The 15,956-nt window shown below is 45.4% G+C and carries 10 protein-coding genes; 2 read left to right on the top strand and 8 right to left on the bottom strand.

Features of this window, described 5'->3' with window-relative positions:
* Nucleotides 1-785: 785 nt before the first annotated feature.
* Nucleotides 786-1,250 (bottom strand): hypothetical protein, encoded by a 465-nt coding sequence (locus AB9P05_RS22290; protein WP_371911052.1) that lies wholly within the window; start codon nt 1,248-1,250, stop codon nt 786-788.
* 880 nt (nt 1,251-2,130) lie between these two features.
* Nucleotides 2,131-3,033: a hypothetical protein gene (locus tag AB9P05_RS22285; RefSeq protein ID WP_371911051.1), complete on the bottom strand. Its 903-nt coding sequence runs from the start codon at nt 3,031-3,033 to the stop codon at nt 2,131-2,133.
* Nucleotides 3,034-3,364: 331 nt separating this feature from the next.
* Here AB9P05_RS22285 and AB9P05_RS22280 point away from each other — a divergent pair, with 331 nt between their 5' ends.
* Nucleotides 3,365-3,784, top strand: coding sequence for a hypothetical protein (locus AB9P05_RS22280; RefSeq protein WP_371911050.1), 420 nt, complete (start codon nt 3,365-3,367; stop codon nt 3,782-3,784).
* A gap of 360 nt (nt 3,785-4,144) precedes the next feature.
* Here the strand turns inward: AB9P05_RS22280 and AB9P05_RS22275 are convergent, their stop codons facing one another.
* A complete protein-coding gene (locus AB9P05_RS22275) occupies nt 4,145-5,284 on the bottom strand; it encodes an NAD(P)/FAD-dependent oxidoreductase (protein ID WP_371911049.1) in 1,140 nt (379 codons plus the stop codon).
* 1,028 nt (nt 5,285-6,312) lie between these two features.
* Nucleotides 6,313-9,411: a LodA/GoxA family CTQ-dependent oxidase gene (locus AB9P05_RS22270; RefSeq protein WP_371911048.1), complete on the bottom strand. Its 3,099-nt coding sequence runs from the start codon at nt 9,409-9,411 to the stop codon at nt 6,313-6,315.
* 549 nt (nt 9,412-9,960) lie between these two features.
* On the opposite strand from AB9P05_RS22270, the gene AB9P05_RS22265 reads away from it, so the two are divergent.
* The gene (locus AB9P05_RS22265; RefSeq protein ID WP_371911047.1) at nt 9,961-10,680 is read left to right on the top strand and encodes a hypothetical protein; all 720 of its coding nucleotides are present in this window, start codon (nt 9,961-9,963) and stop codon (nt 10,678-10,680) included.
* A 223-nt stretch (nt 10,681-10,903) separates the two neighbouring features.
* Here AB9P05_RS22265 and AB9P05_RS22260 read toward each other — a convergent pair whose 3' ends face one another.
* The 4 genes from AB9P05_RS22260 to AB9P05_RS22245 are packed head-to-tail and all read right to left on the bottom strand — an operon-like array spanning nt 10,904 to nt 15,946.
* On the bottom strand, nt 10,904-11,668 hold the full coding sequence (locus AB9P05_RS22260) for a hypothetical protein (protein WP_371911046.1): 765 nt from the start codon (nt 11,666-11,668) through the stop codon (nt 10,904-10,906).
* Nucleotides 11,665-14,493 (bottom strand): ATP-dependent DNA helicase, encoded by a 2,829-nt coding sequence (locus tag AB9P05_RS22255; RefSeq protein ID WP_371911045.1) that lies wholly within the window; start codon nt 14,491-14,493, stop codon nt 11,665-11,667. The genes AB9P05_RS22260 and AB9P05_RS22255 overlap by 4 nt, the downstream gene beginning before the upstream one ends.
* Nucleotides 14,493-15,731: a hypothetical protein gene (locus AB9P05_RS22250; protein ID WP_371911044.1), complete on the bottom strand. Its 1,239-nt coding sequence runs from the start codon at nt 15,729-15,731 to the stop codon at nt 14,493-14,495. The genes AB9P05_RS22255 and AB9P05_RS22250 overlap by 1 nt, the downstream gene beginning before the upstream one ends.
* A complete protein-coding gene (locus AB9P05_RS22245; RefSeq protein WP_371911043.1) occupies nt 15,728-15,946 on the bottom strand; it encodes a helix-turn-helix domain-containing protein in 219 nt (72 codons plus the stop codon). Before AB9P05_RS22245 ends, AB9P05_RS22250 begins: the two co-directional genes overlap by 4 nt.
* Nucleotides 15,947-15,956: the final 10 nt, after the last annotated feature.

The following is a 15,956-nucleotide window of genomic DNA, read 5'->3' as shown; positions in this document are numbered from 1 at the left end:
GGGTTGGACTCGCAATCGAGCAGGCCGCACAATGTTAAGGTAAGAGTTAATGACCACTGCCAGGGACATGTGCGACTACTGGCGTATGTCCAGTAGGTAGTTGGCAATAGCACCACATTACTGCCCTCCGCTTACGTCTGCCATTTTTAGCTCAGGATTTTGATGATGAATGAGATAGTCAGGATTTCAGTCTGCCTATTATCGACTCCACTGTGTAACTTGAAAACGCATCACTTTTTTCTATGAATTTCAAAACGCATCACTCGTTAATGCTACTTCCGGCTCAGGGTTTGGTTGCTCTTTAGTTGACTTTCGCTAGTCGATAGGACCCACCCCGGACGGAGCTTTTGCTTTTCATGGCGGCCTCACTGGCCGCCCCCTCCGAGGAGGGGATTTTCATTGTGCGTTCAATTTAGCGGGCTGGTGAGGTTTTAGGATAATGATGCGTTTAGCACTGACTAAATCCTTTCCTGGGTAAGCTGGGCCTGCATTCAGGTGGGCGGCATCCCGCTGGGCCTGCATTCAGGTGGCTGCGAGAGCAAAGCCTTCTTATGCTCAATGGTCTATTTGTAAAGCGAATCTTAAACTACCGCTGAAGATAGCCTCGTAGACGGAAAGGGTTTTGCACCACCGCCTACGCCACCACCCATCTTCCTGCTAAAGTCTACTTGTTCTAGTCCAATCCATTCCGCACGAGCAAGACGCCTGAACTAAGTGGGATTATATACTTGCGCCAAAGGAGCGCAATGGGATGATCAGGATTATGACTTGTCAAAAATGAACCACTACTGCAAAAAATCTTCTCCTTGCTGTTCTTTTGATTTATTATAGTCGCTTACAGATTTGAGGAACAATAAAAGAAGACTCGTTTCCCATATATAAAATCCCATACCTATACTAACAGGGGTGGTAGAGCTACCTTCATGCACGGGTAATTCAGTCACAAACAATGCGCATAATCCGCATAATGCCCCAATACCACTCAATAATCGTTTGATTCTAGGGCTATAATTTTTTTTAAATAAAACTAAAAAGAACAGGACATTGGCCGACCATGCGATAACGGCCGGTCCCAGCCATAGAAAAGACAGCCCACCAAAGATTAGCGCGAAAAATCCAGGAGTATGTGTATATGCCGGGAGCAATAATGATACTATATAAAGTATAATAATTGCTTTAGATACGACCTTACTCAAGCCGTTGCTAATGGTGAAGCTTTTTATTCCATTTCCAAAAGATTTTCCTGTCATGTTACTTTTTTAGCTATTATAAAGTCAATATAAAAAATTTTAGCACAGAAGAAGCCCCAAATTAGTTTAAGCGTCTGATTAGACTAAACTGCAGATTGATGGTAGTTCCCGCTGATGGTGGAGGTATTTGATACAGCCTGCCGGATGCACTCTAATGCGTGCTTAGCACAAGGGCGATCATTGCGCTAAAGGAGGGTAACAGTCTGCCATTTTTAGCTCAGGATTATGATGATGAATGAGATAGTCAGGATCAGGTAAGCACCAGTCCCCGCTGAATAGCGGGGCCCCCATCGTTTGGCAGTAGGGCTGATGTAAGAACCTCCATCGGATAGCAGTAGGGGCAATTCAACGCATCCTATCGGATAATAGCGAGGCTACCTTCGGCGCAGATACCCACGTATATGAGGTCAACCCTATCAAAGGGGACTCACAGTGTGCAAGACCACTAAAAAACGCCGCTCTACCCACAAAGCTAAGTGTCCCTTTGAAGCTGGGCGGCACCCCGCTGGGGCCGCATACGGGTTTCGCACTACCTCCAGCCCCCACCCACATTCCTGCTACAGTCTACTTGTTTTAGTCCAGGCGAGACGCCTGAATTAAGTGGGATTGTATACTTGCGCCAAATGGGGCTACAGTTAGCATGTTTCAGTTCAAACTCTGATACTATCTATAAGCGTAATTTATGGCCAGAAAAACTATTATGTAACCTATCTTTTCTAAATTGTTTAATTATGTCGACCAACTTATAACAGCCATAAATTAATGGATAGAATAAAATTACAGTAAAAAAACCAAAGAATAAGATGCCGTCAGGAAATCTCATGCTTAATGTAGAGAACGGATTTATATCAATAATGAAAAATAGACATAAACCAATTAATCAAATTAATAAAATTATTCCAAAGTATATTCGGAGAGGTATCGGGGGAGGAGTCCAATGTATATTGTTATTCTCGAATACAGGTTTGAGCGCTATTCTAAGGCTTGGAAAGAGAAGCTTAGCAGGGTTTGTTCTAATATAAGCATCTTGTAGAGGAGTGTAAATAAGTTCTAAATCTCGATAATAGAGTATGGAATTAATTGAGCAATTTTCTTCTTTATATAAATTGAAATCAGGTATTTTAATATTGTAATTTTTTTCAAAAAAATTTTGAGACTTATTATATAAAGATTGGTTATTTGGGAGTAAGAATACTATTTTATTGTGGTCCACATTTTTTAATACATAATCTATCTCCCATTTCAATGCTTCAGAAACCCCTGATCGTATTATGATTAACTTCGCGTTACTTATTAGCTTAATGATTTCTTGTTTCCAGACATTCTCTTGAAAAGCAGGAAGTGTTACTAGGCCAGAAATAGGATCGCCTGTTGGCTTACCAATTGCAATTGTTTCCCCTATTGGTTTTAATGCTAACTGAATGTTTTCTAACTCATGGTCAAAGTTTGGGAATAAAAGACCATTATAAGTTACGTAGCCGGTAGCTGTACTGATTTCATCCGTATCAAAGGATCTCAGGTATAGCGAGTAACTAGTCAGGCGTTCTATATTATAATATTCAGGATTATATGTCCTCTTTTTGGATTTTATAACAAAGTCATGACTTTTAAAAAGTAAGTAATAAGTAATTATTAGTCCTCCTAGAACAAACAGGGTAAAAATAACTATGTCCTCCCAATCTGCTCTATAAATATGTCGAGTTGCAAGTTTTCTTCCTGATTTTAGAATTACTATTATCAAGATGGCGAAGATAAAATAAAAAATCTTGGCTACGATTTTCATAGTGCTCGGAAATATTGAGGTCGCATTTTAATAAGGAATTTTACATTTCGCATCCTCTAAATAGGGTATAAACCTTCCTATAAGCAGTGGATATTTCATTATCTTTTGGTTATTTGCGTGAGGGATAGAACGGAATGTCTTAGCCTCGGCAAGTCGTCCGTCGAAAGCTGGATGAATTTTAGGCGGATCCGCTAGGCAGCCTTTCACCCCCAAATGGCAAATCAACTTTCAGAACCAATCAGCCTTTTTCCTTCTCTACTAGAACTTCCTATTTTGCGGACTGGGACTAATCTATTTTAGGCTGTACGTTAACTATTGAATTGGCTGAAGCATGGAAGTAAAGCTTAAGTACGTAACCATTGTAATGAATTACCTGCTGGCTGGGTTTTCTCTGGCCATGCCGTTTTTGTTTGCCGAAGGAACGGCGATTGATTTTCAAACTCAATGGTTGTGGTACTCGTTTTTCATGGGGCTTTTTGTGTTTACAATCGTATTTCTGTGGAAGAGGGTATTGTTTGATATCAATACTATCAGGGTTAATGAGCAAGAAGTCGTTATACGCAACATAGTGACCAGGAGGGAAAAGATCATATTAAGAAAAGACCTTGCTGGGTTTACTTATAACCCTTGGCTTAAGAGGGTAAGGCTGGTGAGTAAGGGTGGAAAGCCTGTTGCAACAATCTGGGACTACTACTATGATAACCTGGAGGATTTAATCTCATTATTGGAGCTTGAGAGACTGCATAAGTAATCGGTAGTTTTCCCGCGTGAGGGATAGAACGGCATGTTTGAGCCACGGGGAGGCCTTAGCCGACCCGGGGCGAGTAGTGATAGCCCGGCTCGTAGGGACACGCCCAAATGACCCATCAGCACTTTTTCCATCCTAAACTAGCTAGGGAAAAATCTTGCCATTCACCCGCATTTCTGCTAAACGGAAGTGGCTCTTCATACCAATCCTACTGCATTCCATTGGGGGCTCTTCGCTCAATCCCTACTGCCAGGCGCTGCGGGCCCCGCTATTCAGCGGGGACTGGTGCAATTAATCATCCAAACCACCTAAGAAAAAATCCTGACTATCAAAACATCCTTTTAAATCCTGCTCCAAATCTACTCACCCAAACCACCCCTTCCAATACGCTTCCTGTGTGTATCTCAGTTCGCTGGTGTAGAGCATCTTGAGGGACTTTCTGTTGGCTTCGTAGACTTGGGAAACTTTGTCGTGGTATGCCTGCATGGCCTGGTGGGTGCCTTGGGCAATGGCTTCGGCGGCGCGGATGCCGCTGTAGAGGGCGAAGAAGATGCCCTGGGAGGAGAGGGGGTCAAAGGAGAGGGCGGCGTCTCCGGTGGCAAGCCAGCGATGGAGGGGCTCTTGGTCGGCTACCTCACTGGTATTAGGTGGCAGGCAGAGGCGGCCGAAGGAGGCGCCGGTGGCAATGGGGCCGGGGTTGCTGGGGCTGCTGACGAAATCGGCGGTGCTGATGGGGTAGGGGAGCATGCGGGAGGCATTGACCTGTTCGGCCATGGCTTGGGGGTCGCGGACGAGGCGGGCGACGTGGTGGGGCAGGCCGTGGAAGGCAAAGACGCGGAGGCCCTGCGCCTGGCTGCCACGGGGCAGCAGTGCGGTGTAGTACCAGCCGGTAGGGGCGGACTTGACGAGGGTGCGGCGGTCGGTATCGGTGTGGGGGCTGTGGAACCAGCAGACGGCGGCCATTTGCTCGCAGAGGCTCTGGCGGGTGGCGCCAAACTGCCGGGCGATGGCGATGGCGCGGCCGGTGGCGTCTATGAGCCAGCGGGAGCGGATGTGCTTAGGCGGCTGGCCGGGGTTTTCGATGGTGAGGGTGTGTACGTCGTGGCCGGGGCTGAGCTTGCCGGCTTTGCCGGGGATGATGGGGATGCCGCGGGAGAGGACTATTTTCCGGAGGCCATTGTCGAACTCGTGCCGGAGTATGTGCCAGCCGCCGCCTTCGGGGTTGCGGATGGCGTCGTTTTGGGTGTAGTGGTCGCTGCCCCAGGCGGCGGCATTGGCGGTGCTGGCCTCGTAGGTGCCGGGGTACATGAGGGCCTCAAGGGCGGGTATGCCGAGGGTCTGGAGCAGGCGCAGCACGGCACCGGGCAGTGACTCGCCGGGCTTGAGCCTGGTGGGGGCGGGGGTGTCTACGATGCAGACGTCGCGCCCAAGGGAGTGAAGGCGGAGGGCGGCGGCGCATCCTGCGGGGCCGCTTCCGGCGATTAGTACATCATAGTCTGGCATTTGAAATGGGGTTTAAAATCAAGAGAAAGCGCTACTGTATATTACTCTCCTGAAAGAATCGCTCTATTCTTTGGCCTAAAGCTTTCTCCCTTGCTTTCTTTTACTTTTTGCTTGATCAAAAAGTAACCAAAAATCAAGACGGGGTCACCAAGACTGGGTGCCCTTCAGCTAAAACCTGCCTCCATTCGCTAAAAGAAAAAACTCACTTTCCTCGTACCTCCGAAAGCTCAAACAGTTTTCTTTTTTAACGCTTCATTATGGCAGCTTTCTTAACGCTTCATGGCACAAGATCGGTTTTAATTTGATACCATAACCGTGGGGTTAAGCACTTTCATTTCCCAAAAACCTGGCAAATCAATCATTATTTATGTGATAGAATGCAAGCTCTCTTACTCTTTTAATGGCACTGTCTTTAATCAAAGCACAAAAATTCCCCTCCTGCGCTAGTAGGAGGGGCGAAATAAAAACGCGAAGGCGTGTTTTAATTCGGGGAGGTACTAGCAGAATGTTCTTTCAAGCAGTTTTTTTAAAAAAGCGATGCTTACCCATCCTTTATGCTATTCCCGCCGGAATGCCGGTCCAACCCTGGTTCAAAAAGTGCTGTTGCCTTTTTGAACCGTCCCCTCCCGTTAATTGACGGATGGGGAATTACTGCTTGGCTGTGGCATGGTAAATCAATCATTATCTATTCTACATTATATCAAAGCAATAAAGTTTAACTACCGCGGGGTTGTATCGGGTCACGACTGACCGGGGCGCGCCTGACCGGGTCGCGCCTGACCGGGTCGCGCCTGACCGGGTTGCGTCCGATTTCGCATGCACGAAGGTTGATTTATGCTCTCAGGTATCGAACAGCCTGGATTAGCAGCTCTGCTATTAGCCCCTCCAGGGGGCTGTTCAGTTACAAACTGAACTTAAATGATAGGTCCGATCCACTCCGGACGAGATTACGCTTCGCTAATCTCGAACTAGTAGTGAATATAGGAGGGGAGCAAAACCGATCCCTGCACTCATCACATTTTAACCCCTCACCCCTCATTATTCTGGGTGGTGTCGAAGGCGTTGCGTTGCTCTTCGCTGAACCAGCCGGCCTCGCGGAGCATCTGGTCGTAGAAGCCGAGCTGCTTGTATTCCTTGCGGAACAGCTTTTGGGCCTCTTTGAGCTCCTCCTGCCGTATTTTGGTCAGGTTCTCTACGAACATTGTTTCCGGCAGCCAGTCCATGTCTTTGGGGCGGGGGCGGGCTTCCAGTACGCCCATCTCGCCGAAGTGGTCGATCATGTACTGCATGTTTTGCGGCGGCGTGGCGCCCTGTGGTAGCTGACGCAGCCAGGCGGGGCGATTGTGGAAGGCGGCAATGCGCTCTTCCATCGGGCGCTTGGTATTGCAGAGCGTGTCGTAGTCGTCCTCCGTGAGCACCTGGTTCGGCACGCGTGCGGGCCAGTAGGTGGGCAGGTAGGGGTCGTACTCCATGTCGTAGCCCGAGCGGCAGTAGGCCGTGTCGCCCTGCCAGGGGAGGGCCATCCACTTGGTGAGGTCGCCGGGTCCCTGCTCGTAGAGGGGGCCGCCCACCTGCAGCACCGTGTGCTGGTCCAGCGTGGGGCCGTAGCTGGCCTCGTCCTTGCCCTCTTCGCGCATGCGGATGCGGTAGGGGGCGCGGTACATGCTGGCGTGGCGCATGGGCCAGGTCAGCTCACAGCCGGGGTGGAAGGCATCGGCCAGGCAAAAGTGCATGGCGGACTGGTCCAGCATGTCGGGCTGCTGCTGCAGGGGCACCTGCTCAAAGGCCTGCCGCGCGGGCGCCTGCGGCTCGTAGTCGTTCACGAAGTTGCCCTTGACCCACTCGGAGAGGATGTAGTCATAGTATGGCGGCAGTTGCAGCAGGTTATTGCTGTAGGGCTGCGGCGTGGCGTTGTCCACCCCGTAGGCATCGCCGTATATCCACGGCCAGGCACCCTGGGTGTAGGTGGTGCTTTTCGCCGGGCGGAAGCTGTTGTACACCGTGCGGCGCAGCTCCATGTAGGGGTCGGGGTAGGTCTGGCTCTCCGGACAGTGCGAGAGCTTTTTCATCAGCGCCACATCCGAGAAGTTCATGGGGGCACCGGCGCCAAACATGCTCAGGAAGCCTTTATTCACCCACTGCAATTCATTCAGGCGCTCCAGTATGGGCCGCACGTCGCGCTGGAAGTAGATCCGCTTCGGCAGCTCCATCATGCCCGCCTGTATGTACACACTCTGCATCAGGTCGTTCATCGTGCGCCAGCCCACGAGGTCCGGCCCGTAGTTAGGCGGGGCGGAGATCACCCAGGCCGGGTCCGCGTCGTAGTCCATGTCGTCTATAGACACCTGCGCGCGCACGGGGCCATCGGCAATGTCGTCGTACCAGCCCGAGGCATTGTTAAAGCTGCTCGGCTTGGCGGGGTTATACACGGGCTGGTTAGAGGGACTGGCAGAAATGCCATGGCCCGGCAGCACCAGCAGACGGCCGACCTCATCCGTGCGCAGTTCGCCCAGCATGACGGAGGTACCCTGGAAGGTGCCGCTCATCTGGTAGCTGCTGTCTTTGCTGCCCGTACCGCTTATGATCTTCTCGCCCGCATCGATCACCAGGGCATTGCGGCCGCCGCCCTTCACGTCGGGGTTGCGCAGCGGCACCGTCATGTCTTTCGTTTCCGGCAGATCCATCGCGGCGTTAAACTCGTACCAGGCCGCTTTGCGACTCGCCAGGTGCACATTCCACTTGATTTGTACGCCCTTCGTCTGCTGCACTTCCGCTACCACATTGCCGTCCTTGTCATAGCCATATACGCGGAAGCGCGCTGCCTGTCGCTTGATCGAGCCCCCCTCGTCACGCGTGGCGCCAAACTCCGTCAGTGGCGGGTTCTTCGTCTCCGGGCCTATGTAGTACTCCGTCGCGCTGTCGCCCACCCGCATCACGCCGATGCCCGGGTGGATACGCAGGTACGCAATCCGCTCCTTCTGCTCCGCCGTCAGTGCCACCGGCTCCTCCGAAGGCTGCTCCGGCTTATGACCGGGAAAGGGGCACTTCGGGTTCTTGATCTCGGGCTTGCCCGGCTCCTTCGGTTCCTTCACCGGCTGGCCGTTCTCCTTGCGACGGTAGTTTGCACTCGTCTGGTACACACTCACCCGCGCTTCCGCCACGCTGCCCACCGGCGCATTGGCCTCCGGCACCCGGCCGATGTTAAACGACAGCCAGTCGCCGTATATCTCCTGTTGCTCCTTCTCTATCTTCTGCTTAGGCAGCTTGATGGTCGCCACCCGTACCGGCTTCGCCTCCTTTTCGTCCCAGGTCACCGTGGCGCGGTCCAGCGGAAAGTGCTTCTCTATGTAGCTCTCGCTAAAGCGGTCCGTGCCCGGCCGCTGCTGTATATAAATGTCCAGCGTCGCCGCGCCCTTTTCCATACGCGCGGCCAGGTCCTTACCCAGAAAGTCCGGGTCGTTTATGTCCGGCTCCCCCGCAAAGGTGCTCGTGCCGGGCCGCAGGATGTATTTGCAGTAGCTGTCGCCCAGCTTAAAGGGCACCACACTCCACAGGCTCGTCTCAAACACGCTGCGGATCGGCTTCGCCAGCTTGTCCAGCAGCTCCTGCGTCTTCGGCGCATTTTCCTGTATCCACTCATCGCCCCAGCCCTCCAGGCTCGCCTTTGTAAAGCCGCACATGTCCTTGGCCGTATCCACAAAGAAGAAAGGCACATTCTGCATCAGCAGGTCCGCCGTGCCCGCCCCGTCGTCATCCACCACCTTCTTGCCCGGCACGTTAAATACCTTTATGCCAATGCCTATCGTGCTCATCCAGTCCGGCCGGCCATCCGCCAGGTCAGAGCTGTAGCGCACATACACGGGGTGCTCGCCACCTTCGGCCCACATGCCCTGCCGCAGCTCCGCCGGTATGTCGTTCAGCACATTCATGGTGCCTTTTATGATGCCGTGCGTCCGCAAAAACACCGGCCTGCGCACGGGACACTGGCCCAGCGCCACGCGCTTCTTCTGCACCATGTCCACAAACATATGCCGCAGACAGTCGATAGGGTCATCGCAGCTACAGCTCTCATCAATGGGTAGATCCCGTGATTTCCGGTCGTTCTGGTCTTCGTAGAGACTTCTCATAGGTAGGTAGTATGGTTGAAATATTTCCTGATAATACACAGATGCAGCGTATTTTCCTGCACTCTCCAGGCTTTATTGTACGAGGGCTCTAAATGTTAATGGGCAATGGTTAATTGTTAATGAATTGCATTAGTCCCCGCTGAATAGCGGGCGCCATGCAATGGGGCCCCCATCGCCTGGCACTTATCCCCGTCGCATGACGGGCGCCATGCAATGGGGTCCCCTACGGCAAGCAGTAGAGATGATAAAAGAGCCCCAAGCATATCTCACATTGGTACCTCTGGCAGCAAAGCCAATTCAACGCCCCCCACCATACAGCAGAAAAGAAGATTCAGGATTTTTTGGGCGTGTCCCTGCGGGCCGGGCTTTCGCCAGTCGCCTCTCCTGCGTCGCGGCTCCAACAATGGCTCTACCGAGAGTCGGACCACCTCTCACGCGGATCGGGCGTAATTTATTCGGCTTTCGACACCACTCGGACCACCTCTCACGCAAATACCTGCCTTGAAATAGTTTTCCTATTCATTATCTTTATGATATACCACAAGTGAAATGGAAGAATTACTAACGGATTACAAGAATTTACCTGTTGCAGACCTGGTTAGAATAGCAGAATATCCGAAAATCCATAAACCCGGGGCCGTACTGGCTGCAAAGCGTGAGATACAGAGGCGGCAGATTTCTCAGAAAGAGATCGATGAGATCAGAAACTACCTTAACGAAGGCTGGGCAGCCGTAGAGCCGGAAAGCATAAGTACCTATCATAAAATCGAACGGCTTCTCAACAAAAAGTTAAATCCCGGCGCGGCCAAGTTGACTTATCCTGAAAAAGTCGTCAGGTGGGTCACTATCATACTATCAGTCTTTGCTGGTTCACATATATTACTATTGGTTATGGTGCTAGGTTTAAATGGTGAACCTTTCAATTTGAGTACTGGCATTTTCACAAGCTTACTTTTACTCATCACCATCACCGTATTGTGGCATAGCAAGAGTAAAATTGGCTGGGCAATGGTGGTGATGTATTTAAGCTGTCATGTTTATGGACAAATTTCAATGCTTGCCCTGAGTAGTAGCTCTCAATACAGTGATGCATCGAGCTCAGTTGTACTCAGAATCATTTTTATTTTACCTTATTTGGCTGTCATTTATACGCTCAATACCCGGCAGCTCAGGCACTTCTTCAATGTAAGTAAGATAGAATTAGCCGGGATTCATGTCACGGCCTTCACCCTGTTTCTGTTAATAACGCAATTTTTGACCTGGCTGTAGCCTATGGAGATGTATTAACGCCTTTCGTTTGATTGGCCATTCATATTAAGAATTTTCGGTAAGTAAGTTACTAAAAGGTATAAGCGAAAATCTATCCGGCTTTCGACGGACTACTCGCCCCGCCGTGCCGCGCTTTGGGCGCGTGCCGCCGTGGCTCAGACATGCCGTTCTATCCTTCAAGCGGGTCGATCAACAGTTTTGAAAAAAAATTATTATTTAGAGGCTAAAAGAAAGCAACAATCAAACTTATAACGGTACATAACCAAGCAATACCAATCATTATAGGGTGACTGAAAAATTTTCCTATACGATAAATAAGGTTTTTATTTCTTACGGAGAGGTTTTTGTCAACTGCTTTTCGAATGACTTCAATGAGAAAATCAGCTTTGCTTTTAATAGATTGGAGTATTCCAGAAAAATCAGCATTTTTAAATGCTCTGGCTTCGTCCTGAATTGAGAGAACATCACTTTTTAGCTGGCCATCATTATTGGATTTCATTAGATTATCTAATTGTGGTATACTCTCATAATTAACCCCATATATTTCCTTAAGGCATGAATTTAAATTAACTCGTTTATGAACTGGTATTTCTACTAAGTTTTGATCTTCCTTATTAACTAAAACCTGGTATCTGTGATTTGTCGCTTCAAAGCCAGAATGTGGATCATCCGAATCCCAGTATACCCATTCACAGTTATTATATTCTCTTACAAATTCGTTGAAATCTTTTAAAATTTGTTCTTCAAGTTGATCATAGTAGGTTTCTATGTCTTCAGGAATCAATCCTATTTTTTCGGCCTCTAAATGTATTGCAAAGTACCTATTAGTAGATTCATCTAACGATTGGACAAAAATTGCAGTTATTCGAGGCGTAAATCCACCAGAATTATCCTTAAGATTTTGACGAGCCCAGTGAACAACTAAAACATTTTCTGGATTGTCAAAAAGCTTTTTCAGCCGTTTATATTGTTTGTCTGAAAAATTCATTTTTTGGACTGGAGATTAAGATCGATACGCGCCTTGCAAAGCCGATTTTGAAAACACACCCGACATATTTCAGCATTCTGTACTTTTGGTAAATCCTGACTCCGGATTTTTTTTGCGGCCTTCTTTATTTTATTTTCAGTGTCTAAAAGAAGTCTTTCCTCTATAGGTGATCTATGCTCTGGAGCATTTTTTTCTACATCATAAATTTGTATATAATCGGCGTTCTTACCAACTAATTCTTTATAACCCAATGCATACAGATTTAATTGATCTATAGTAATTGTATCGGATTGTACTGAATCATTAGATTTAAACTCCATGATAGTAGTTTCAGGCTCTCCTTCATAGGATTGCGTTTTTATTAAATCAATACGCCCGCTAACAAATACATTTTCATCTAAACTTAGTTTTATATCCTGCTCAACAAATTCAATATTTTGTAACCCTTCTTCATTCCTCTTAAAATATTCAATTGATTTATTAACAACATCTCCTTTCATTTTTTCCAATTCAGATGATCTGCCGATATAAGGAAAATGTGATTGATTTTTAGCCAAATATTCAATAGACTCGTTATCAATATTCTTACCTTCTGTAAGTCGTTTGTGAATGGCCATTAATGTGTCATGTAAAGATTTACCTAATCCCATTCTTTGATTCAATGGAAAGCAAAACCCATACATTGTAATAAGCTTAAATCTGTAGTTGCAATCGAAGAAGTCTTTTAATACACTGAAATTTAATGATATAGTAATATCTTCAGATTTTTGTTGTGGAGCAAGCCTATCTCTATCTTCAAAACTTACTGGCTTAAGGGGGCGACTGATATAATCAGAAACCAATTCATTAGAGAAGCTGGACTTTTCTCTATAAAGTCGGTTATTCTCAGGTGCTCTGCTTATAAATAGGAATTTTTGGGAACGTGTGATTGCAACATATAGTAGTCTGCGTTCATCCTCTAATCTATCATCATCCTCCGGTTCATACCTGTCATGATCTTTTATTAATGAAGGATCAAGGAAGTGCCAAACTTTTAATCCCCCCATTTTTTTGATTGGAAAGTAGTTTTTGTTCAGTCCTGGAATAAATACCACTGGGAATTCAAGGCCTTTCGATTGATGTATAGTCATCAATTGAACAGCATTTGGTGTTTTATAGGGGTTATTCATCCAGCCCTCAGGATAGTAACCTACAGCCGCATACTTGATAAAGTTTAAAAAATTGAAGAGATAAAAACTTGGCGGGGCACTAGCTAAATATATAGTCTCGTAATCATTAATTACCTGGCTAAATTTACCTAAATTATAAAATATAATTTCAGACTGAGTTATGCTTTCATTTGTGCCTTCAGTGATAAATGTTTCTTCTACAATTTCAGCGTCCTTTAAAAACTCCCAAAAAATTTCTTGAATTCTAAAATCTCCCCATCCTACACTTTTTCTGTGCTTTTGAAAATTATCAGGCTTCCATTTTTCTAAATTTTTAATTGCGGACTCTAATTTCTGCAAATCGATATGGTTGTCAGGAATGTCTAACCATAGTTGAGTTAATTGCTCATAAGTTTTCTTATCATTTAAATATTGAAAAATTCCAGCAGATGCGATAACTTCCTTAGTGTCAAATAATTCGTTTACTCCTGCTGTAATATAAGGTATGCTATGCTTCTCCAAAATACTTACGATTTCAGCAGATTTTTTCCATGTCCTTAGAAGTATGCAGAAATCAGAATAATCAATTCCACGTTTTTCACCATCCTTTTCGAAAGCTACCCCCTTTAAAGCTTTTATTTTCTTTACTATTTCCTCGTTCTCCTCATCAGGTGAAGAATATTCATTGTAAAGAATGTCTTTATCCCGAATAAATTCCTGCTTTTCAGCTGAAATCATTCGCTTTTCTATCCTTTTCTGATTTTTCTCAATGAAAGCAGAAGCAAGTCCGGTAATACCTTTTGAACTTCTGTAGTTTTTATCAAGAGTAAAAAGTTTAACAGGGCGTATTTTAGCATACCGATTAGGAAAATCTTTAAGAAACTTATTGTTACTACCTCTCCAATGAAAAATATTTTGATCATCATCACCTACTACGGTAATATTGCACTCTGTACTTTCATGCAAATGGCGTATAATATCATTTTGAATTGGATTGATATCCTGAAATTCGTCAACGATTAGGAATTTTAAGTCTCTTTTTAGTTGAGTTTGGAGATCGCTACCATCAACTCTTAGCCTCTCCAAAGCTTCTTGCATTATCATTGTGAAGTCGAAATATGAATTATCGCGAAGGAGAGTTTCATACTGTATCTTTGCTTCTTGTATATCCGGCGGCAATGACTCTGTCAAATCCGATTCTCGGATAATGTTCATTAGTTGAATAAACCTTTCTGTATCAGTAAATATTTTCATATTCACGTTGGGATTGTTCAACTTGGTGATATTGGACATCCCTATTTTTTTGTAATTTTTATCTACAAAAAGACGTAGTTTAATGTCATCTAGGACACTATATTTTTGATATCCAATTTCATTATCCATCAACGCCTTTAGGCACCAGCCATGTATTGTTCCAATAAACATGTCGGCAAACCCATTAAGTACATCAAATATCCCTTTATCTTTTAGCTCTGCTACAATTTTATTATTTAACTCTGCAGCAGCACGCTCTGTGTATGTAAAAGCTATTATATTCTTAGGTTCATACCCTGATTCGAGTAGATAAGAAACTCTCTTAGCTACAAAAGTTGTCTTACCTGAACCAGCACAAGCAATTATCCTTAGATTTTCATCTATAGTTCTTACAGTATTGTTATATTTTTCTTGTTCTGCCATTACTTTTTCTTTTGCATTACTACAATTAGCTCTTTATTCATAAGTGGTGTTTTTACTCCTTTAATTCCAGAAGAACTGTTTTTCTTTGGCATTCTCTTGTTAGAAATATTTCTACTGAATGTTTCTACATGACCAAATCCAAAAGTTTCAAAAAAGTCTTTGGTGATCTCCCCAGTAGCTAATTGCACACCACGTACAGTGCGATTACTTACAACATAACATGCATACCCTCCGGATCGAATTTTAGCAGATATATTTCTTATTGATGAATAATAATCCCGATAGAAGGATGCCACGTCGAGAGCTCTGGATCTATCAGTTCTTTCAATTTCTCTAATTTGATCATTTAGTAATGATGAATTGAACTTCTGTATTCTTGCTGCTTTCTTACCTCCCATCAGCTCACCATCTAATACGCGCCCTCTTTCCATAAAACCCAACCATTGATTTGCCAATGCGGAAAATTGCCCATATGCAACTGTTGTGGAAGAGTCGCCATAGGGAGGAGACGTCAATACCATATCGACACTATTATCAGCGATTATTTTTCTTGAAATATATTTTGAACTGTTTAAACTATTGATCGAAATATCGACTTCATTGTTAGTCTCATCCATAAAGCTTTTAAGACCGTTTCTATTCTTTCCCAAGATTTTTTCAAAAGTTGAAAATGTATCAGGCTTAAAAATTTTAATTCGATCGGCACTCATCTTATAGAGTTTAAACTCATTCTTCCGCGTCCAGGAGCATTCACGGATAGTTTGACTTAATGCAACCTGAAAAAATTCTTTTATGTATATGTTTTCTATGTTGTATATGAAATTGGTTATAATTGATAAATCTTTTTTTACTGTTCTAGAAAACCAAAAATCTATATTTTTAAACGTAGGGGTTATAATTGAACTTTCATTTTTTTCGAAGCCAAATCTGAATTGAAATAGGTAGTTGTAAAATTCTTTTAAGTGTAAATCTAGAGTTTGTAATTCAATGGGAGTAGTTTTAACTTTTGCAATAAGCCTCGCCAGCGGATTAAGGTCAGAGCCTATTCCATTAATACTATGTAATTTAGCTTCTACTAAAGATGTCCCAGAGCCACAATATGGGTCGTACAATGATTTTATGCCTTGTCCATATTCATCTAAAAGTGCTTTGGCAACCTGTGGAATCATTTTAGCAGGATAGGTATGAAACCCATGTGTTGAGTATGTAGTATGAGAGTTCTTAAAATCTAAATTCATTTACTCTCTAATTTAATATCAATACAAACTTCCATTAATATTTCACAGGGGCTTACATCAATTGCCAATGCAATTAGGTAAAGTTCTTTCACTCGGAGCTGGGTTGATTCGTTTGAACTCAATTGGCTTAATCTGGATTCGCTAATACCCGTCCTTCTCGAAACCAAAGCCTTATTTACTGATTTCTTCGTGAGATATTGCCCTAATTCAGTCACTATTTATGTT

The organism is Roseivirga sp. BDSF3-8, assembly GCF_041449215.1.
Classification (GTDB): domain Bacteria; phylum Bacteroidota; class Bacteroidia; order Cytophagales; family Cyclobacteriaceae; genus JBGNFV01.
Note: the sequence above shows the minus strand (reverse complement) of the source record. Positions and strands in the feature narration are given on the sequence as shown.